This is a genomic window from Bacillus siamensis KCTC 13613, from assembly GCF_000262045.1.
Classification (GTDB): Bacteria; Bacillota; Bacilli; order Bacillales; family Bacillaceae; genus Bacillus; species Bacillus siamensis.
In genome coordinates this window covers 26,745-46,496 of the sequence record NZ_AJVF01000016.1, presented here as the reverse complement: position 1 = coordinate 46,496, position 19,752 = coordinate 26,745, and the positions used below count along the sequence as shown (strand labels likewise).

Sequence of the window (19,752 nt, the reverse complement as noted above, 5' to 3'; positions counted from 1 at the left end):
AATAGAAAGAAAACGGGGGGATTTTGGGATGAGTCTTGAAGAACTGGTTAATCAGCATTACGCGAAATTAAATGACAACGATTTTTATATTTTAAAATATATATTGAACAATAAGCATACGTGCTACCATCTCGGTATCAATGACATGGCGAAAGCCTGCAATGTCTCTCGGTCTTCGATCCTGCGGCTCGCCCAAAAGCTCGGCTTCAGCGGCTACAGTGAATTCCGGGTTTTTCTGAAATGGGAGGATCAGCCTGAAGAAGGCGAGAATATGACATTTGAAAAGCTGCTGGATGATATTGAAGCCAACGTAAAATACGTAAAGTCAAAAGATATGACGGAGATGTGCCGGCTGATAGATGAAGCAAAACGGATTTTCGTTTACGGATCGGGCACGGCTCAAAGGGTGTGCGCCCGCGAGCTGCAACGGATGTTTGTATCCCGGCGGAAGTATTTGATTTTAATACAGGACATCACAGAGTTTGATATCATGTGTGATGATTTTACGGTTGATGACGTATTCATCATTATTTCTTTATCCGGGGAAACACCTGAATTAATTCCGCAGGCAAGGACCTTGTCCGCAAAGGGAGTTCCGTTCATTTCAATCACCAATCTGAAAAACAACGTACTGGCGCAGACGACGCCGTATAATCTTTATGCGACCAGCAAGCCGGTAACGTTAAGCGATAAAACGGAAATTGTCGCATTTGCCCCGTTTTTTCTGGTAGGCGAAGCGTTATTCCGTGCATATGTTGATTATAAAGAGCTTGAAAATTTTGATAAATAGCGGGAGGTCACGTGAAATGATGCAAAAAGTCCAGCGCTTTGGCAGCGCGATGTTTGTGCCTGTTTTGTTATTTGCATTTTCCGGTATTATTGTCGGTCTGAGTACGCTCTTTAAAAATAAAACGCTGATGGGGCCGCTGGCTGATCCTGACGGGCTTTGGTATCAATGCTGGTATGTCATTGAACAGGGCGGCTGGACCGTCTTTAATCAAATGCCGCTCCTGTTTGCGATCGGCATCCCTGTCGCTTTAGCAAAAAAAGCGCAGGCGCGGGCTTGTTTGGAAGCGCTTACAGTTTATCTTACATTCAATTACTTTATCAATGCGATTCTGACGGTTTGGGGCGGGGCTTTTCATGTCGATATGAATCAGGAAGCCGGCGGAACGAGCGGGCTGACGATGATCGCCGGGATCAAAACGCTTGATACGAATATTATCGGCGCCATCTTTATTTCATCTATTGTCGTTTACTTGCACAATCGCTATTTTGATAAAAAACTGCCGGATTTCCTGGGGATTTTCCAAGGATCTTCGTACATCGTCATTATTTCTTTTTTCATTATGATACCGATTTCACTTGCGGTGGCCTACGTATGGCCGATGGTTCAGTCCGGAATCGGATCGCTGCAAAGCTTTCTCGTTTCTTCCGGGGCGGTCGGCGTGTGGATTTACACGTTCTTGGAGCGGATTTTAATTCCGACGGGCCTGCATCATTTTATTTACTCACCGTTTGTTTACGGGCCGGCTGTAGCTGAAGGCGGTATCGTCACCTATTGGGCCCAGCATCTCGGAGAATACTCCCAAAGCGTCAAACCGCTGAAAGAATTGTTCCCGCAGGGGGGCTTCGCGCTTCACGGCAACTCGAAAATCTTCGGCATTCCGGGAATCGCGCTCGCCTTTTACGCCACGGCTTCAAAGGAAAAGAAAAAAATCGTCGCCGGCCTTTTGATCCCGGTCACCTTGACGTCCATTGTCGCCGGTATTACGGAGCCGATTGAATTTACATTCCTTTTTATCTCGCCGTTTTTATTTGCGGTTCATGCTTTGCTTGCCGCTTCCATGGCGACCGTCATGTATATGGCCGGCGTCGTCGGAAATATGGGCGGCGGTTTGATTGAAGCGGCGACCTTGAACTGGATCCCGCTGGCGCCAAGCCACGGTTTGACGTATGTATACCAGATCATCATCGGCTTGTGCTTTACCGCCATTTACTTTTTCGTCTTCCGCTTCCTCATTCTCAAATTCAACATCGCCACCCCGGGCAGAGAGAAAGAGGAAGGAAAGGAAACAAAGCTTTATTCGAAAAAGGAGTACAGAGAACGGAAGCAGGCTTCAAAAGAAACAGCGGCGGCAGACGAAACACAGCGGGATACAGCCGCTTTGTATATTGAAGCGCTGGGCGGAAAGGACAATATTACAGAGGTCACCAATTGCGCCACCCGTCTCCGTGTCACTGTCGCTGATGAATCAAAGGTCAAAAGTGATGCCGATTTCAGAGAGCTGGGAGCCCACGGCGTCGTCAGAAAAGGCAAGGCGCTTCAGGTCATTGTCGGATTAGGCGTTCCGCAAATGCGGGAGCGTGTCGAGAAAATATTGAACGGTTAAAATACTGCAGCAGCAGACTATGTGCAGAATGGGAAGAGCGCTTGTTAATCCGGCGCTCTTTTTATGTTTTGAAAAAATGTATGAATGAATTTGTCATACCTTTGCCACCTGTACATGCAGGAGTGAAAGAGGGAGATGCAAAAACGGAATGACTTCTGCGATGTTTCAAATAGCAATTGAAAAATAGGAGGCAAGATCATGACAAACTATACGACGTTTTTAGGACTTTACAAACCCGATAAAACGGAGGGGATTGAAGTTGAAAGCATTGCTCAAAACTTTGAAGCGATTGACAGCAAAATCGGTGCTGCCCTTAGCGATGGCACGTCAACTTATGAAAATTTAAATGAAAGACTTAAAATGTATGAAAACAGATTTGAACATGTGACAGAGCGAAACGTAATGGATTTTGGGGCTAAAGGTGACGGAGTAACAGATGACACGCAGGCATTTCATGATGCTATGGCCGACGGAGGTTATGTCGTAACGGTTCCCGCGGGTGTATTCAGAACATCCGGATTGTTTGTTCCGTCAAATACAATGCTTGTCGGAGCAGGCAAGAAAAGAACGGTCATTAAATTATTAGACGAAACACCGGTCGGCCATTCTGTTCTGACCAACAGCGATTATACGAACGGTAATGAAAATATTTACGTCGGCCATCTTACGCTGGACTGGAACAAGGATACGCGTCCTGCCGGCTGGAAGATTCCGAAGGGCCCTACTTCAAGCTGTTTGCTTTTTGCGAATGTTGACTATTCTTTTGTCGAGCATGTGTTTGCGAGGAACGGCGGCTTGCACGGCTTTGATTCTACAAGCCCGAACTATAACAGACATGGAGAAATGGACGACCCCACTTATTATCAGCCCAACGGCTGTAACTTTGTAACGTTTTCTCATTGTGAAGCAACAGGGTCCGGCGATGATAACTTTACTTGTCATTTTGGGAAACACACGACTTTCAGTCATTGCCTCTCTTACCATCCAATGGGGCTGAATGACGGAACTTCTAATACGAATTGTTTTGAAATTGATGACGGCTCTCAAGACGTCATGATTGATAGTTGTATCTCAATTGGAGGAGTCCGAGGCTTTGAAATTAAAGCACACGGTTATGCACCGGCTGCGAAGAGAGTACAGCTTGTTAATTGTCGCGCATATGAAAATGCCATTGGATATAGTATTCGCCATATCGGTCACCACACAGCAAGCGAACCTCAGTCAGCGACAGCACATGATGTGCAGCTTGCGAATTGTATCTCATATAACCCTAAACCAAATGATCTATACAAAGGGGCGGGTCCAAACGCGTTGCAAATCTCCGGATATGATGGTGTGAGCGTTGTGAATTTCCATGCTATTTGTGATGACAGTTCAATTGATTATAAGGGGAATTCGGTAGTCAGCGTATTTTATAAAGGACGCTTAATCAGTCTAAAGAATATAACCATCCGCGGATTTAAAACTGCAGACAACGACTTATATATTGTCGGCGGGGATAACTCAGTAGGGAAAGTGATGGTGGATGGTGTCACATTGATTGACTCCGGAAAAAAAGGAGTTGCATTCGGCAGCGGAATGTACGAGTCTGTTGTTAGCAATGTTTGGGGACAGAGATCTCCAAAAAATAATAGCGGGACAGTTGGAATTTATTCCTCAGATCCAGACCTTAATGTATCCAATTGTGATTTTTCAGGTTATGAAACTGACTTTAACATTGGAGGAGCAGTCACTCCTTATTTCTTATTCAAACATAAAGGAAGCGGAGTCATTGGCTCCCGTGAATCTCATGCTACAGGGAACAATAATTTTGTGGCTGGTTCTGTTCGGGGAAGAGCGGCCGGAGCGGCACAATCTTCAGTGCTGTCTTCGTACAATACAATTAACCCGAATTCAGATTCTGTAGCACTTGGCTGGGGTGCCGGCAGCACTCCGTCATCAGCCAACAGAAAAATTGAGCTTCACGCAAAAGAAGGAACAATTAAGGCTTCCGGAGGGGTAACAGGTTCCTCGATATTCTCTGACTACGCTGAGTATTTTGAGAGCCTGAGCGGGGAGAAAATTCCGACGGGAACACTTGTCACACTTGAAGGTGATAAGATCAGACCGGCTGAAGAGGGTGATCTCATGCTCGGGGTTATTTCCGAGACTGCCGGAGTGATTCTCGGTGAGTCGAGTTTTCACTGGTCGGGCCGATACGTAAAGAATGAGTTTGGCGGCTATGTTTATGAAGAACAGAAAGATGCGAACGGCCATACGGTCATGGCGCCAAAAGAAAATCCGGACTTTCGCCCTGAAGAAGACTACACTTCAAGACAAGAACGAGACGAGTGGAACATTGTCGGGCTTATCGGTCAGGTATATGTCAAATGCGATGAGACTGTGAAAGCCGGAGATTTTATTCATGCCCATAACGGGATTGCAGCGAAATCCGACGCTCCAAACCAGCGCTGGCAGGTCATGAAAGTGATCAAAGAGTTTGATGCCGATAAAGGATTCGGGGTCGCTCTCGTTTTTATTCGTTAAATGAAATGACAAAGCATAAATGACCATCCTGAATAGCGGACGCCTTATTAAAGGCTCCGCTAATTCATTTTAAAATCAAGGTTCCGGTTCAGGAACTGGTAAAAAGAAAAGATAAGACAGCTTCCATATATCTGCCCTCATTCCTTCAATTTTGATCTTCAATAATTTCCGTTTTTTCTTCACAAAGTACATAATAAAAGGTGCGGGTTCAAGGGTTAATCCTTTATTCATTTAAGACAAACAAATAAAATAAATATACATACATACTGAACAAAGAATTTGGAGGCTTACACATGTCAAAGGCTTTATCATATGTAAAACCGTATTCTCTGTTGGCGGGAATCGCTCTGTTTTTCATGCTCATCGAGCTTGCGGTAGAGCTGATACAGCCCCTGCTGATCGGGAAAATCATCGACGAAGGAATTTTAAAGCAGGAGCTCGGAACGGTCTGGCTGTGGGGCGGCGTGATGATCGGACTGACCGTTGTTTCATTTGCATCGGGCATTTTAAATTCGTTCTACTCCGCCCACATCAGCCAAAGCTATGCGTATGATACGCGAAAAGGGCTATTTCAAAAAATCCAGTCCTTCTCCTATTCGACGTTTGCGCAATTCTCATCCACATCGTTTATCACCCGGCTGACAAACGATGTGACGCAGGTCCAAAATATGCTTTTTATGAGTCTCCGGTTTATGCTTCGGGCGCCGTTAATGATCGCGGGCGGCATTATTCTCTCGCTGACCGTCAATGCGAAACTCGGTTTTTTTCTGCTGATCACGGTGCCGATTTTGCTTTTGTTTTTGCTCTGGGTGCTGAAAAGAGGCGGCGCGCTGTTTCGGTCTGTGCAAAAGCGGCTTGATCAGGTCAATACGATCATGCAGGAAAACCTGACGGCGATCAAACTGATTAAAGCGCTTCTCCGTGCAAACCACGAAGTGAAACGTTTTTTGAAATCGAATACGAAGCTGATGGAAAAAACAGTATCCGCATTTCGTCTCGTGGAAGCGGCGATGCCGATCTTAATGCTGCTGATGAACAGCTGCATTTTGTTTATCTTATGGTTCGGCGCCAAAAGCATTGATCAGGGCGGGGCGCAGGTCGGAGATATCGTTTCCGTGATTAACTATGCGACGCGGATTACAGGCGCGCTGTCCGTCCTGCCATTTCTCATTATGGTATTTTCCCGGGCGAAGGCTTCCGGCGAAAGAATCGGAGAGGTGCTGGAAACTGAAGGCGGCGAGGGAACGGGACATGACCCGGCACAAGCGCTTGCCGGCGGGATTGAGTTTCGTGAAGTGTCCTTCCGCTATCCGGACATGGAAAAAGACGCGCTGCATCACGTTTCCTTTTCTGCCAGCCCGAAAGAAACGGTTGCCATTATGGGCGCGACAGGCTCAGGAAAATCAACGCTCTTTCAGCTGATTCCGCGCCTGTACACGGCTGATTCAGGCAGTATTTTCATAGACGGAAAACCGATCGGTGAATTCTCCGCTCACGGGCTGCGCAGGGAAATCGGCTATGTTCCGCAGGAAGTGCTCCTGTTTTCGGGCACAATCCGTGAAAATATCGCCTGGGGGCGGGAGGATGCTTCACTAGATGAAGTAATGGAAGCAGCCAAAGACGCGCAAATCCATGAAACGATTATGAAGCTGTCAAACGGATACGACACGGTGCTGGGACAGCGGGGCGTCAATTTGTCAGGCGGGCAGAAGCAGCGCATTTCCATCGCGCGCGCTTTTATCAGAAAGCCGTCCCTCCTGCTGTTAGACGACAGTACGAGCGCGCTGGATCTTCAGACGGAAGCAAAGCTTTTAAAAGCGATCAGATCCTATGAATGCACGACACTGATTATCACGCAAAAAATAACGACCGCGATGAAGGCTGACACCATCTTATTGCTTGAAGACGGCGAACTGCTGGCAAAAGGCACGCACCAAGAGCTGATGGCAGAGTCTCATCTGTACCGGCAGATTTATGAATCCCAATTCGGAAGGGAGGGAGCTGACAGTGGAGAAAGACATTCGTAAACCTTTCCGTTATCCGAAAATACCGCTCAAATCGAGTGAAGGCGGCAGAAAACGTGCGAAAGCAAAAGATGCAAAAGGGACCCTGCGCAGAATCTGGTCGTATGTAGCAGAGAAAAAAGGGCTATTGACTCTTGTGATCATCATGGTAGTCATAAGCGCCGTATTCGGCCTCCTCGGACCGTTCGTCATCGGGAAAGCGATTGATCATTTCATCGTCGGACGGACGACGGACGGATTGGCGGGGGTGCTGTTCATACTATTTGGGATTTACCTCGTGCAATCGTTGTCCTTATGGTTTCAAAACTATTGGATGATCAATATCTCGCAAAGCACCGTGTTTAAAATGCGGAGCGAGCTGTTTACCCATCTGCATGAGCTGCCGATCCCGTTTTTTGATAAACAGCGGCTCGGGGACTTGATGAGCCGGGTCACCAATGATATTGAAAATGTCAGCTCCACTTTAAATACATCCGTCATTCAAGTGCTGTCGAGCGTCATTACATTCGTCGGCACAATCGCCGTGATGCTGTACATGAGCCCGCTTTTAACATTGATTACGCTTTTGATCATTCCGATCATGTTTTTAAGCATCAAATGGATCACCAACCGGACGGGACTCTTGTTTAAGCAGCAGCAGAAAAACCTCGGCGAGCTGAACGGTTTTATTGAAGAGTCGGTATCAGGAGCGAAGGTCATTAAAGCCTACTCAAGAGAAGACCGAGTCATGGAGCAATTTTTAGAAAAAAACGCGGCGTTAAAATCATCGGGGTTTTGGGCGCAGACCATTTCGGGTTTCATTCCGAAAGTCATGAACTCTTTAAATAATTTAAGCTTTACGATTATAGCGGCGGTCGGCGGGCTGTTTGCGCTGAAAGGGTGGATCTCAATCGGTTCCATTGTCGTATTCGCCGAATACTCGCGGCAGTTCACCCGCCCTTTGAATGATTTAGCCAATCAGTTCAATACGATGTTATCGGCAATCGCCGGGGCTGAACGGGTGTTTGACGTGCTTGATGAAAAAGAGGAGCGGGAAGATGAAGAGCATGCGGCGCACCAGCCGATCAAAACGGGTGACATTGAATTCCGCGATGTCTCCTTCGGCTATCAGGAAGACAGCCTGATCTTAAAACATCTGTCCTTCAGCGTTCCGAAAGGACAGTCAATCGCCTTCGTCGGTCCGACCGGAGCGGGTAAAACAACCGTTACGAGCTTGATCGCCCGTTTTTACGAGCCGAATGAAGGAAAAATTCTCATTGACGGAACGGACATCAAAAAACTGACAAGATCCAGTCTGAGAAAAAACATGGGGTTTGTTCTGCAGGATTCATTTCTCTTCCAAGGCACTATCAGGGAGAATATCCGCTACGGCCGGCTGGATGCTTCTGACAAAGAGGTGGAGGAAGCCGCAAAAGCCGCCAATGCCCACGGATTCATCGAACGGCTCCCGAAAGGCTATGATACCGTTCTTACCCAAAACGGCGCGGGCATCAGCCAAGGACAGAGGCAGCTCATTTCCATCGCGAGAGCTGTGCTCGCGGACCCAGTTCTGCTCATTTTGGATGAGGCGACGAGCAACATTGATACAGTGACCGAAGTGAAAATACAAGAAGCGCTCGGCCGTTTAATGGCAGGCAGAACGAGCGTCATTATTGCTCACAGGCTGAACACGATTCAAAAAGCCGACCAGATTCTTGTGCTGAAAGACGGTGAAATGGCTGAAAAAGGAACCCATGCCGAACTTCTCAGCCAGAATGGTTTTTATCAAGAATTATATGAAAGCCAGTTCCGGGAATCGTAAATAGGGACAAAGACCTCCGACAGAGTGCGGAGGTCTTTTTTTTATGAGGATAAATAGTACTTTTCAGTTATTTTCGTTAAATGTAACGAAATTACTTGACGTAAATAAGTTATGTATATATACTAGCTTACATAAAGTAAGTGATAATAATTTTCAAGGAGGATTTTATGAATAAATCATTCGAAACAGGAACACTGCTTTTAAGGGTTGTAACAGGTATTATCTTTTTTGTACACGGTTTATCCAAGTTCCAAGGATTAGAAGGCACCACACAATTTTTCCAAAGCATCGGGCTTCCGGCATTTATGGTCTATGTCATCGCAACGATTGAGCTTGTCGGCGGGGTTCTGATCTTTTTCGGTTTGGCGACGCGCATAATCGGCGTTCTGTTTGCCCTCACATTAGTCGGCGCCATCTTTACGGCGAAGCTTTCCTCACCATTTATGGGCGGCTCGGAATTTGATTTCATCTTACTGGTTGCATCTATTCACTTAGCGCTTTCAGGAAGCCGTCTGCTTTCATTGGACCAGCTCCTTTTCAAATCAAAAAAGGGAGAAACTTTTTCAGCATAAGAAAGAAGGCGTTCAAATGACCGGCATTCATCAAGATACAGCAATCGGTTATGTCAAATTGACCATCAAAAATTTGGAACGGTCGCTCGACTTTTACCAAAATGTGATCGGCTTTCAAGTCATCTCGCAAACCGATCGTTCCGCAGAACTGTCAGCAGACGGAAAACGCGTCCTGCTGATGCTTGAAGAAAATCCAAGCGCCGTCATTCTCCCGGAGCGGTCTGTCACCGGCCTGTACCATTTCGCGATACTTCTGCCTGACCGGAAAGAACTCGGCATCGCATTGGCCCGGCTGATTGAAAACGGCATCGCGCTCGGTCAGGGGGATCACGCGGTCAGTGAAGCTCTTTACCTGTCTGATCCGGACGGAAACGGCATTGAAATATACGCCGATCGTCCCCGCAGCACGTGGCAGCGCGATGCAGAGGGCAATTACGTCATGCAAACGGCGCCCGTCGATGTGGACGGGCTTTTGAAAGAAGCCGGAGCTGAACGGAAAAGCCGCCTCCCGGAAGGAACCGTAATCGGTCACATCCATCTCCATGTGACGGATTTACAGGAAGCTAAAGCTTTTTACACCGATATCCTCGGTTTTGACATTGTCGGCAATTACGCCGCCATGTCCGCCCTGTTTGTTTCAGCGGGAGGGTATCACCATCACATTGGCCTGAATATATGGGCCGGAACAGATGCGCCGCCGAAACCGGGAAACGCAAGCGGACTGGATTATTACACCATCGTGCTCCCGCATCAAAAAGAGCTCTCACGTGTGACAAAAGCGCTGACCGATGCCGGCTTTGAGATTGAAGAAAAAGAAGCGGGCATATTCGTCAAAGACCCTGTGTCAGGGGCGGATATCGCATTTACATTGTAAGAAAGAAACCTTGCCGTTCACCGGCAAGGTTTTTTATTTTTCTGAAGTGTTCTCGAAAGGAGAGCGAAAATCACAGTGACGCGCAAAAATGGCGCCTGGAGCCCGCCATCGCCGGCCCGCGCTCAGGGCCTCCGCTGAATTGAAAATTGTGTACATTCGGCAGATCAGGGAGCCATAAGCCGTATCCTGTCAGAAGATACGGCTTTTCGTATGCTATTTACAATTTTGTGAAAAATAACCGATATGAATTGAACTTCCTTATTCTTCCTGATATGATAAGCCGAAAAAGGAGAATCTGAACTGATGAATTCTAATGCAGCACAGACGGAACAGCCGATGAAGCATAACGGAAACCGGGTGACGGTCAAGGACTTTATCATCCTTGCCAAACCCGGGATTATCATCTCGAATTCACTCGCCGCATTGGGCGGATTTTGGATCGCGTGGCTTCAGTCAGAAAGGACGGGCGGAGGGCCCGGTATATTTGCCGCCATGGCGGTTGCCATGATCGGAACGGCGTTAGTCATGGCGTCAAGCACTGTTTTTAATAACTTCTTTGACCGCGGCATGGACGCAAAGATGGCGCGAACCCGCACCCGCGCCAGCGTCACGGGGAAAATACCGCCGCCAGTCATGATCCTGTATGGCATCTGTCTCGGCGCATGCGGATTCATCATGCTTGCTTCGCTTAATGTACTGACCGCCGTTCTTGGCCTGCTTGCATTTTTGCTGTATGCCGTCGTTTATACGCTTTGGTTTAAAAGACAATCCGTCTGGAGTACATTTGTCGGCAGCTTTCCGGGAGCCGCTCCGCCCTTAATCGGTTATTGCGCGCTGGCCGGGTTTATTGATATGCCCGCGATTTTGTTATATGCGATTATGTTTTTGTGGCAGCCGCCGCATTTTTGGGCGATCGGGATCAGGCGAAAGGAAGAGTATCGTGCCGCCGGTATTCCGCTTTTGCCGATTATAAAAGGCAACCGCGTCACAAAAATGAAAATGCTGCGTTACATCGCCGTTCTGACTGCGGTTTCGCTGCTCGTTCCTTTCTATATAGATGTCAGCCCGCTTTATACCGCGTCCGCTCTTCTGCTCGGAGCCGTCTGGCTGCACCGGAGCGTCAAAGGTTTTCAGGCGGCGGATGACACGCAATGGTCGAAGGGGATGTTTTTGTATTCGATTGTATATTTCAGCCTGCTTTTTCTTATTTTAATGGCTGATTCGTTGATCACGGCGGTTCTCAGAACGTAAACAGGCGGCTTATAGATACAAAGCCGCCCGTTTTTTTGTTTATGCTTTTTTGATGAGAGCCAAAATATCTTCAAGCCAGGAAATGTAATTGCGTTCCCGCTCAAGCGCTTTTGTCAGCACGAGATAATGGCCGAAATCCGGAGACGAAAATGAATCCGCATCCTCGGACGATGTCATCAGTTCGTGATAGCTGTTTTCCAGATCGGACAATTTTTCCTTCCGCTTTACGAGCTGATCGGTGAATAGCTCATCCGCTTCCTCCCGGGTCAAAGCTGAGATGAAATAAGCCTTCAGCATAAATTCATCCTTCACCGTTTCCGGAATCGGATCTTTTTTCGTCAGCCAGGCGGCAAGCTCCCGTTCTCCATTGCCGGTCAGCGTGTACATTTTTTTCTCAAGCTTCGTTCCTTGAATCGCAGTGCGGAACGTAATAAACCCCTCAGCCGTCAGTTTTTTCAATTCCGGATAAATCTGGCTGTGCTTTGCGCTCCAGAACTGGCCGAGCTCTTCTTTAAAATAGCTCGATATATCATATCCGCTCAATTCGCCTTTTCTTAAAAGCCCTAAAATCGCGTACTTTAAAATTCTCATGTTGTCCTCCAAGCCCATTCATTTGACAGCTAGTATACCACACGGCTGCGAAAAAACGCAGAAATGCCGGATGCGGAAATCCTGATCATAGAAAGACTTCGGGATTGGATTTTGGTTTCAGCCGCATACAGATTTGAAACCCCTTTCATCATGTCTTTGCCTTATTCATAAGACATCATGATATAATCATTGTAAAAATTAAGAAATACTGGGAGGTACATATGAAGACGGTGATTGTGTATGCAGACCCGGATGAGAACAGCTTCAATGCGGCTATCGTAAAATACGTCGCCATGGCTTTGAAGGACAGCGGCAAAAGCTATACTGTCATTGACTTATACGCCGATCAATTTGATCCCGTGCTGAAGGCCGGAGATGAAAAAAAGCGGACGGATATGAAACGGGACGCTGAAACGAAGAGATATCGGAAACTGATGAAAGAAGCGGATCATCTCATTTTCATCTACCCGCTGTGGTGGGGAGGCGTTCCGGCGATTATGAAAGGCTTTTTTGACAAAGTGCTTGTCGCCGGAGAAGCCTACACATTTGAAAACGGCCGTGTAAAAGGCCTGCTGCGGGCAGAGACGGCACAGGTGTTTTATACGGCGGACTCCCCGAACAGGCACTTAAAGTGGTTCCGGAAAAACGCGGACTGGATTACGCTGAAAAAAGGAATTCTGCAATTTTGCGGCATTCAAAAAGCCGAACGGAACTTTATGTCCTCAGTTAAAACGAGCACACCCGAGCTGCGGGAAAAGCGGCTGCGCCAGGCATACGCCAAAGTCCGCCGCGCTTGTGAAAAAGGAGCGGCCGCATGCAGATAAAAGAAATTTTCGTGATCCGCTGCCTGTCCTGCTTAAGTGTCGTTCTGCTGCACGTGGTATCAATGGTGCTGATGATTCAGGAAGAGTCCTTAGCAAGCGCCGCCCGTACGGTTGATGCATTCCGGACTTTGCTGATGTTCAGCACGCCGGCGTTTATCTTTATCTCGGAATTTTTGCTTGCCAGGTCCTATCCGGAAGGCGTCCCCGCAGGTTTCTTAAAGAAAAGGGGAAAAGTCATTTTCGTGCCGTTTCTGTTTATCGCCGCGGTGGATGCCATCTTAATGAAAAGTGTGGCAGAAAAGGGAGCCGGTTTCATTTCAGTATTCGGTAAATTTTTAGAAAACGTCTTTTTAGGAAACTTCATCGGGTACTTCATTCTAGTGATCTTTCAATTTTACATTCTCCATATGCTGCTGCACCGCTGGCTGAACAACACATCTCCCGTGTGGGTGCTGTCTGTTTCGTTTATCATCAATGCCGTCTATCTGGCCTATTTTTCAATCGTTCGTCCGCCTGCTTCATCGGGGCTTGATTCTATTTTTCCGTTCTTTTGGGTTCCGTTTCCGGGCTGGCTGTTTTATTTCTGTCTGGCATTTTATTGCGGAAAGGAATACCGGCGTTTTTTAGCGCTCATCAATCAGTACCGTTATGCGGTTTACTTCAGTGCGGCCGTATCGGCCATATTGATTGTGGCGGTTTCATATGTCAGCGGCGGGTCCATTTCCTCTAAGCGTCCGGATATTATGATTTACGCGGTCAGTATGATCTTTCTGTGTTTTCATCTGTTTTCAAAGCTCAAAAAAGTGCCCGCGATTGTGATGATGATCAGCAACTATTCGTTTTCAATCTATCTGCTGCACTCCTACTTTTTAATCAGCGGATACCTCCTGGAAGGCTATTTGCGGTCAATGCCTTTGCCGGCTGCCATCCTTCTGTTATTTTTGATCTGCACGCTCGGTCCCATTTTCGTATCTTGGGGGTGCAACCATTTCAGATACGGATACTTGTTTGTCGGGAAAGTGTATCAGCCGAAGCAGATTAAAAGAAATACGGCGGCGCATCAAGGCCGCACAGTCTGAAAAAAAGGCGGCGTTTCAGCCGCCTTTTGATGCGGGTCCGCTTTATCCGGCACGAGGACGGATAGTTGGACATCCTGCATACAAAGCCCCCCGGGCAAGCCGACAGCGAATGCCAGGTAAGCAGTATCGGGCAGCCAATCTCTAATTTTAATAGCGCGTTCACTGGCTGAAGCCCCCCGCCTGCGTCCTTTTTGACCGGATGCATTTATGACAAAATAACGCCATCGATTTTCTCCCTTGTGAAGACCGATATATTGTATACTTATAGGAAATACTTTCAAAAAAAGTGAAAAAGAGAAAAACGGTGAGCTTGGATGAACGACTAAAAAGGAGCGGGGACATTATGAATGACTGTGTCAAAACATTCGGAGAACTTCCGGCCGAACTTTATTTCTCTGCGGGAGGAAAAGGAAGCATTCTCTCTAAAATGTATCAAAGCGGGTATCCTGTGCCTGAAGGATTTGTGATTTTGCCGTCAGCCTTTCAGGACGGACAGCTCCGCCATCAGGCGAGAGAGGCTATTGATCAATATGTGAATTCCATCCGCAGCCGCCATGCATCTGCGTTGTTTGCCGTACGCTCATCTGCGCTGAGCGAGGATTCCGCTCAGGCTTCCTTTGCCGGAGAATTCGATACGGTGTTGAATGTCAAAACAGATCAAGACATATCCGGGGCGATTGATGAAGTCCGCCGATCGGCACAGTCAGAAAGGGTAAAAGCGTACAGCGCCGTTCAGGGAATGGAAGATGAGCATGAAATCGCAATCGTCATCCAGCTGATGATACCGTCTGAGATATCCGGAGTGCTGTTTACCGCAGATCCGATTACGGGGAGCAGGCGGGAGATGACAGGCAATTACGTCTACGGTCTCGGGGAGCAGCTCGTTTCCGGGGAAGCCGATGCCTATTCTTTTAAACTGGCACGGCCCAAGAAAAAATATGACGGCCCCGGGGAATTTCGTAAATATGCGTCAAAGCTCTATAAACTGGCGAAAAAGCTGGAAAAAGGTCTTGGAGGGCCGCAGGATATTGAATGGGCCGCCGCGGGCGGGACATTGTATATTCTTCAATCCCGCCCGATTACGACCTTACAAGCCGGAAATCTGGAAACCTATGAATGGAATGATTCTTTCAGCGGTGATTTTTTATGGACAAACACAAATATAGGAGAAGCGATTCCCGATGTGATGACGCCGCTGACATGGTCGCTCCTCCGGAATCTGGATGAAGAGTCGGGCATTATTCCGGGCTATTATGTCTGGTCTGGCAATATTTGCGGAAGAGCCTATAACAATATGAGCCAGCCTCTTTCCGTTCTCGCCGCTTTCGGTCTGAATCCGAAAGGCGGTAAAATAGGAAAAATGATGAGCGATACATTGGGAGAAATCCCGGCGGAAATGAAGATTCCTTTATATCCGTTCTCAAAGTATGAACTTTTGAAGATCATCTCGAAAAAACTGAAACCGTATCTGTCGAAAATGAAGCACGCAAAAAAAAACATGTCCTCCTACTTGGACGAATCGCCGGAGTGGTGCCGGAATATTGAGGAAAAGCTGAAACGTGCCGAAACGGAGCGGGCATTATTAGCGATATGGAACAATGAGATCTATCCGTATTTATGCAACGCGTGGTTTGCGTTAATATCCGGCGGGCGTGATTCTGCGCAATCCTCTTCGTCGTTAACCTCTCAATTAACAAAACTCGCAGGCATAGAAGATGCGAATCTCCTGCTTTCCAATCTGAGGGGAAAAGGCGGACTGGCCAGCCTGGAGCCGATTATCGGCATTGATCAAGTCATGAAAGGCCGTATGAGCGAGGAGGAATATCTCAGGAACCAAGGCCACCGAGGCCCGCATGAATACGAACTTTCCATACCGCATCCGGGAGAAAACCGGGATTGGCTGACGAAGCAGATCAAAGAACACAAGGAGTCGGGTATTGATGCCGAACAATTGCTTTTGAAACAGCAGCGGGCGCATGAACAGGCCTTCCGAAGATTTGAAGAAAAGTTTCCTCATAAGGTCAAATGGCTCAAAGCCAAAATGGAAAAAGCGTCAGATTACGCGAATATTAGAGAAACAACCAGATCCGAATTTGTCAGGGTGTACCGGACAGCCAGAGCATTCGCGCTCAGAGCGGCGGAAATGACCGGCATGAAGGACGATATTTTCTTCTTGTATCTGTATGAAATAACCGATCTGCTCGCGGGGAAAGAGCCGGCGGTTGCGTCGATTCAAGCGAGAAAGCAAAACTATGAAACTTATAAAAAACTGCCGCCGTTCCCATCCGTTATTAACGGAAGATTCAATCCGTTTAAATGGGCTGAGGATCCTGACAGAAGAGCGGATTATTACGATGCTTCTATGCCTGCGGAAACTGATGATGCGTATACTTTAAAAGGTTTCGCGGGAGCGGCCGGGAGAGTGGAGGGCATTGTCCGTGTCCTTGATGTCCCGGAAGACGGGGATTCTTTTGCGGCGGGGGAAATTTTAGTGACTTCGACAACCAATGTAGGCTGGACCCCGCTTTTTCCAAGAGCCGCTGCTATCATAACGGACGTCGGCGCCCCTTTGTCCCACGCGGCGATCGTCGCCCGGGAACTGGGGATTCCTGCTGTTGTCGGGTGCGGAAATGCAACGTCAAAACTGAAAACGGGGGACAGGGTGGCCGTTGACGGCGGGCAAGGCATCGTCCAGCTGGAACCGCGGCAGACTCCGGTCACTTCTGAAGAGGAAAATGGTAAACTGATAGAATAAAATCATGAGAAAGGAGCCGCACATGAAAAAAGCAATCATTAACGGGGAACAAATCAGAAGTATGAGCGACCTTCACCAGACATTGAAAAAGGAGCTTGCCCTTCCTGAATACTACGGTGAAAACCTTGACGCTTTATGGGATTGTCTGACCGGCTGGGTTGAGTACCCCCTCGTTTTAGAATGGAGACAGTTTGAACAAAGCAAGCAGCTTACAGAAAATGGCGCCGAGAGTGTGCTCCAAGTCTTTCGTGAAGCGAAAGCGGAAGGCTGCGACATCACCATCATACTTTCATAATACGATCAACGGGAGAGAGACAAAAATGGAAAAACAAACCCTCAGCTATCCGATTGGAGAATATCAGCCGGCTGAATCGATTTCGGCCGGACAGAAACAAGAATGGATCAATGCGCTGGAACACGCTCCGGCCAAACTGAAACAAGCTGTCAGAGCGATGTCGGACAATCAGCTCGATACGCCGTACCGCGAAGGGGGATGGACTGTCCGTCAAGTGGTTCACCATCTGGCGGACAGCCACATGAACGGTTATACCCGGTTTAAATTGGCTTTAACAGAAGATGAACCGGAAATCCGTCCCTATGATGAAAACGGCTGGGCCGATCTTCATGATTCAAAAACCGCCGCTTGCGGGGATACGCTTGAGCTGTTAACAATCCTGCACAGAAGGTGGGCCGCTCTTTTGCGCTCTATGACGGAAGCCCAATACAAACGGAGATACTTCCATCCTGTATCCAAAGAGACGGTTACGCTGGAACAAGCGCTCGGATTATATGTCTGGCATTCTGAACATCATATCGCCCATATTACTGAGCTTTGCCGGCGGATGGACTGGCGTTTGTCTTAGAGGATGCCGGCTTCCGGAAAAACGCCAAAACAGCCGCAGACACAATCGTGCATAACGAAATGACGGCGGCTGCCGTATAAAGATGATGATAGCCGCTGGCAATGCCCGCTTCAATCGCATCAGAAACCGCTTTTTTGACGGCGGGAACGGGGATTCGGCTTACCTGTTCCTGCAACGAAGAAAGCCCGCCGCTGATATCGGGCAATTGCACCTGGTCAGCGGGAATGCCGCTTTTTGCTAAACGGTTTTTGATGTCATCTCCGATCCGGTCAAAGCCGGCTGTAATGAAGCCGGCATATAAGGCCGGGGCGAGCGTCAGCCCGACCTGCCTCACGAGGGAAAGCGTGCCGAGCGCCGTCCCTTTGTTTTGGCCCGCCGTTTCTGATACAAGCACGTTCAGCGGAGCTCCGAGCAGGAATCCGAAACCGATCCCCGCAATGACACTCGCCGTGACAAATTCCCATTTATCCGTCACCCATAACGGAAACAGGCTGAAGCCGGCAAATGCGATAGCGCCTGATACAACAGCAGAGAAGACCGGCCCTTTTTTATCCGTGACCGCCCCGCCGAGCCATGCTCCGATGCCTGATGCCAACGCGAGCGGCGTCATCCAATAACCCGCTTTCTCCGCCGATACGTGCAAATATTGCTCCGCATAAGAAGGAATAAAAATGACCGCAGCGAGCAGCCCTCCCGATAAAAATCCGATGATGAGCGTCCATTGAAACACTTTATTTTGCAGCAGCGAGTAGGCGAGAATCGGATCGCCCCCGCGGTTTTCAACCCGCTTTTCAACCTTAAGCAGCGCCCAAAAGAGAAGTGCCGCCCCCAGAAGATATCCGTACACCTTCACGTCCATTATGCTTTCTGACAGCTTTGCCCCATCGAGGTTTGTGATACCGATCATGCAAGATAAGATTGCCAGAGACAGCATCATCGTGCCGGCAAGATCAAGCTTTTTCGCCTCAGGCTCTTTCGTTTCAGCGATAAACAAACCGCCGCACACAACCAAAGCGGCGGCTATCGGCAGATTAATCAAAAACAGCCAATGCCACGACCCGGTTATATCAAGCAAAAAACTCCCGATATTCGGTCCGAGGACGGCCGCTATACCGTTCATCGCCCCTAAAAGCCCGAGAGCTTTTCCCTGTTTTTCTTTCGGAAGAACAGCCAGCACATGTGAGCTGCCGATAATAAAAATTCCTCCGCCGCCAAAGGCCTGAATGAGCCGCGCCGCCAAAAACATCGGGAAGCTCTGACTGAGTGCGACAAGCAAAGAGCCAAGACCGAACAGTCCGACTTCAATCATAAACAGTTTTTTCCGTCCATAGCGGTCCGACAGCTTGCCGACAATCGGCACACTGACACTGAGTCCCAATGTGTAAAGGGTCACGCCCCACGATCCCCATGAAGGAGAAATATCAAAAGACCTGTTAATCGTCGTCAGAGCAGCGGAAATAATTCCGTTGTCCAGCGCCGCCATGAACACACCGATCGTAAAAAGGGTGATGGCCCAGCTCTGGTTTTTTCCTGTTTGCACTCGTCCCGGCATACTGATCAATCCTTTCATTTTAATTCACTTAAAATATATTATTCACTTTGAATGAATTAAATGTCAAATAAAAAAAGGCCGCCGATACGGCAGGCCTTTTTCATCTCTATGCCTGTTTGGAGGATTCCAGCGCTTTTGCCAAAATGGCGAGCCCTTGATTAACCGTTTGTTTTTCTTCAGCAGTCAGCGTTTCCAATGATCGCTTCAATTTTACATGTCCTTTTTGATAAAGGCTGCGGAAAATGTTTTTCGCGTTTTCCGTTAATTGAACGACGACTGAACGGCGGTCTTCTTCTGACGGGGCGCGTGTAACGAAACTCGATTTTTCCAACCGGTCAAGCAGCCCCGTGGTATTTGAAAGGGAAGCACCCATTTTTTCTGCAATTTCACTCACCTTCAGCGTCCCATGGTTGTTCAGAAGCATCAGCACCTTCATTTGCGGCATGCTCATATCAAGCTTCATCCATTCTGACACATCGCCGAGTCCAGCCGACGTCATCACTTTCATGTACAGCACCCAAATATCCCGTTCCTCAGGAGAAAAAATATCGCCGCCCAAGACCGTTGTATCATGCAGGTTATAATCCATCGTCTCACTTCCTCATTCATACTCCTTCATACCATATTACTGATTTTCATCTGAGAAA

General features: G+C 48.0%; 16 protein-coding genes. 13 read left to right on the top strand and 3 right to left on the bottom strand.

All coding sequences use genetic code 11. The features are described 5' to 3' along the window. Positions 1–28: 28 nt before the first annotated feature. The 8 genes from Y79_RS0105240 (at position 29) to cyoE (ending at position 11,441) form a co-directional block, all read left to right on the top strand. Positions 29–790, top strand: a complete 762-nt coding sequence (locus tag Y79_RS0105240; RefSeq protein ID WP_016936741.1) for a MurR/RpiR family transcriptional regulator — start codon at positions 29–31, stop codon at positions 788–790. 16 nt (positions 791–806) lie between these two features. After that, positions 807–2,393: an alpha-glucoside-specific PTS transporter subunit IIBC gene (locus Y79_RS0105235; protein ID WP_029575234.1), complete on the top strand. Its 1,587-nt coding sequence runs from the start codon at positions 807–809 to the stop codon at positions 2,391–2,393. A 198-nt stretch (positions 2,394–2,591) separates the two neighbouring features. Continuing rightward, positions 2,592–4,919, top strand: a complete 2,328-nt coding sequence (locus tag Y79_RS0105230; protein WP_016936740.1) for a peptidase G2 autoproteolytic cleavage domain-containing protein — start codon at positions 2,592–2,594, stop codon at positions 4,917–4,919. 293 nt (positions 4,920–5,212) lie between these two features. Then, on the top strand, positions 5,213–6,946 hold the full coding sequence (locus Y79_RS0105225) for an ABC transporter ATP-binding protein (RefSeq protein WP_016936739.1): 1,734 nt from the start codon (positions 5,213–5,215) through the stop codon (positions 6,944–6,946). Next, entirely contained in the window at positions 6,927–8,744 is a 1,818-nt protein-coding gene (locus tag Y79_RS0105220) for an ABC transporter ATP-binding protein (protein WP_016936738.1), read from the top strand. Before Y79_RS0105225 ends, Y79_RS0105220 begins: the two co-directional genes overlap by 20 nt. Before the next feature lie 167 nt (positions 8,745–8,911). Then, a complete protein-coding gene (locus Y79_RS0105215; RefSeq protein ID WP_014304646.1) occupies positions 8,912–9,316 on the top strand; it encodes a DoxX family protein in 405 nt (134 codons plus the stop codon). A gap of 16 nt (positions 9,317–9,332) precedes the next feature. After that, positions 9,333–10,190, top strand: a complete 858-nt coding sequence (catE, locus tag Y79_RS0105210) for a catechol 2,3-dioxygenase (RefSeq protein WP_016936737.1) — start codon at positions 9,333–9,335, stop codon at positions 10,188–10,190. Between the two features lie 303 nt (positions 10,191–10,493). Further along, a complete protein-coding gene (cyoE, locus tag Y79_RS0105205) occupies positions 10,494–11,441 on the top strand; it encodes a heme o synthase (protein WP_016936736.1) in 948 nt (315 codons plus the stop codon). 39 nt (positions 11,442–11,480) lie between these two features. On the opposite strand, the gene Y79_RS0105200 is transcribed toward cyoE, so the two are convergent. After that, entirely contained in the window at positions 11,481–12,032 is a 552-nt protein-coding gene (locus Y79_RS0105200) for a PadR family transcriptional regulator (protein ID WP_016936735.1), read from the bottom strand. Between the two features lie 221 nt (positions 12,033–12,253). Between Y79_RS0105200 and Y79_RS0105190 the strand changes: the two genes are divergently transcribed. The 5 genes from Y79_RS0105190 to Y79_RS0105165 all read left to right on the top strand — a co-directional run bounded on the left by Y79_RS0105190 (position 12,254) and on the right by Y79_RS0105165 (position 17,553). After that, positions 12,254–12,856, top strand: a complete 603-nt coding sequence (locus Y79_RS0105190; RefSeq protein WP_016936733.1) for an NAD(P)H-dependent oxidoreductase — start codon at positions 12,254–12,256, stop codon at positions 12,854–12,856. Next, positions 12,847–13,935 (top strand): acyltransferase family protein, encoded by a 1,089-nt coding sequence (locus Y79_RS0105185; RefSeq protein ID WP_016936732.1) that lies wholly within the window; start codon positions 12,847–12,849, stop codon positions 13,933–13,935. Before Y79_RS0105190 ends, Y79_RS0105185 begins: the two co-directional genes overlap by 10 nt. Before the next feature lie 343 nt (positions 13,936–14,278). Further along, positions 14,279–16,690 (top strand): PEP/pyruvate-binding domain-containing protein, encoded by a 2,412-nt coding sequence (locus tag Y79_RS0105175; protein ID WP_016936730.1) that lies wholly within the window; start codon positions 14,279–14,281, stop codon positions 16,688–16,690. Positions 16,691–16,712: 22 nt separating this feature from the next. Next, positions 16,713–16,985, top strand: a complete 273-nt coding sequence (locus Y79_RS0105170) for a ribonuclease inhibitor Barstar (protein ID WP_016936729.1) — start codon at positions 16,713–16,715, stop codon at positions 16,983–16,985. Between the two features lie 25 nt (positions 16,986–17,010). Beyond that, positions 17,011–17,553 (top strand): YfiT family bacillithiol transferase, encoded by a 543-nt coding sequence (locus tag Y79_RS0105165; RefSeq protein ID WP_016936728.1) that lies wholly within the window; start codon positions 17,011–17,013, stop codon positions 17,551–17,553. On the opposite strand, the gene Y79_RS0105160 is transcribed toward Y79_RS0105165, so the two are convergent. Beyond that, entirely contained in the window at positions 17,513–19,105 is a 1,593-nt protein-coding gene (locus Y79_RS0105160; protein ID WP_016936727.1) for an MFS transporter, read from the bottom strand. The two genes, Y79_RS0105165 and Y79_RS0105160, sit on opposite strands and share 41 nt — an antisense overlap. Positions 19,106–19,211: 106 nt before the next feature. Continuing rightward, positions 19,212–19,694, bottom strand: a complete 483-nt coding sequence (locus Y79_RS0105155) for a MarR family transcriptional regulator (RefSeq protein WP_016936726.1) — start codon at positions 19,692–19,694, stop codon at positions 19,212–19,214. Between the last annotated feature and the right edge of the window lie 58 nt (positions 19,695–19,752).

What these genes read in the sequence shown, in the direction of transcription:
- Y79_RS0105240 (WP_016936741.1), top strand. Translation starts at nt 29, where the DNA reads ATGAGTCTTGAAGAACTGGTTAATCAGCATTACGCGAAATTAAATGAC.
- Y79_RS0105235 (WP_029575234.1), top strand. Translation starts at nt 807, where the DNA reads ATGATGCAAAAAGTCCAGCGCTTTGGCAGCGCGATGTTTGTGCCTGTT.
- Y79_RS0105230 (WP_016936740.1), top strand. Translation starts at nt 2,592, where the DNA reads ATGACAAACTATACGACGTTTTTAGGACTTTACAAACCCGATAAAACG.
- Y79_RS0105225 (WP_016936739.1), top strand. Translation starts at nt 5,213, where the DNA reads ATGTCAAAGGCTTTATCATATGTAAAACCGTATTCTCTGTTGGCGGGA.
- Y79_RS0105215 (WP_014304646.1), top strand. Translation starts at nt 8,912, where the DNA reads ATGAATAAATCATTCGAAACAGGAACACTGCTTTTAAGGGTTGTAACA.
- catE (WP_016936737.1), top strand. Translation starts at nt 9,333, where the DNA reads ATGACCGGCATTCATCAAGATACAGCAATCGGTTATGTCAAATTGACC.
- cyoE (WP_016936736.1), top strand. Translation starts at nt 10,494, where the DNA reads ATGAATTCTAATGCAGCACAGACGGAACAGCCGATGAAGCATAACGGA.
- Y79_RS0105200 (WP_016936735.1), bottom strand. Translation starts at nt 12,032, where the DNA reads ATGAGAATTTTAAAGTACGCGATTTTAGGGCTTTTAAGAAAAGGCGAA.
- Y79_RS0105190 (WP_016936733.1), top strand. Translation starts at nt 12,254, where the DNA reads ATGAAGACGGTGATTGTGTATGCAGACCCGGATGAGAACAGCTTCAAT.
- Y79_RS0105185 (WP_016936732.1), top strand. Translation starts at nt 12,847, where the DNA reads ATGCAGATAAAAGAAATTTTCGTGATCCGCTGCCTGTCCTGCTTAAGT.
- Y79_RS0105175 (WP_016936730.1), top strand. Translation starts at nt 14,279, where the DNA reads ATGAATGACTGTGTCAAAACATTCGGAGAACTTCCGGCCGAACTTTAT.
- Y79_RS0105170 (WP_016936729.1), top strand. Translation starts at nt 16,713, where the DNA reads ATGAAAAAAGCAATCATTAACGGGGAACAAATCAGAAGTATGAGCGAC.
- Y79_RS0105165 (WP_016936728.1), top strand. Translation starts at nt 17,011, where the DNA reads ATGGAAAAACAAACCCTCAGCTATCCGATTGGAGAATATCAGCCGGCT.
- Y79_RS0105160 (WP_016936727.1), bottom strand. Translation starts at nt 19,105, where the DNA reads ATGCCGGGACGAGTGCAAACAGGAAAAAACCAGAGCTGGGCCATCACC.
- Y79_RS0105155 (WP_016936726.1), bottom strand. Translation starts at nt 19,694, where the DNA reads ATGGATTATAACCTGCATGATACAACGGTCTTGGGCGGCGATATTTTT.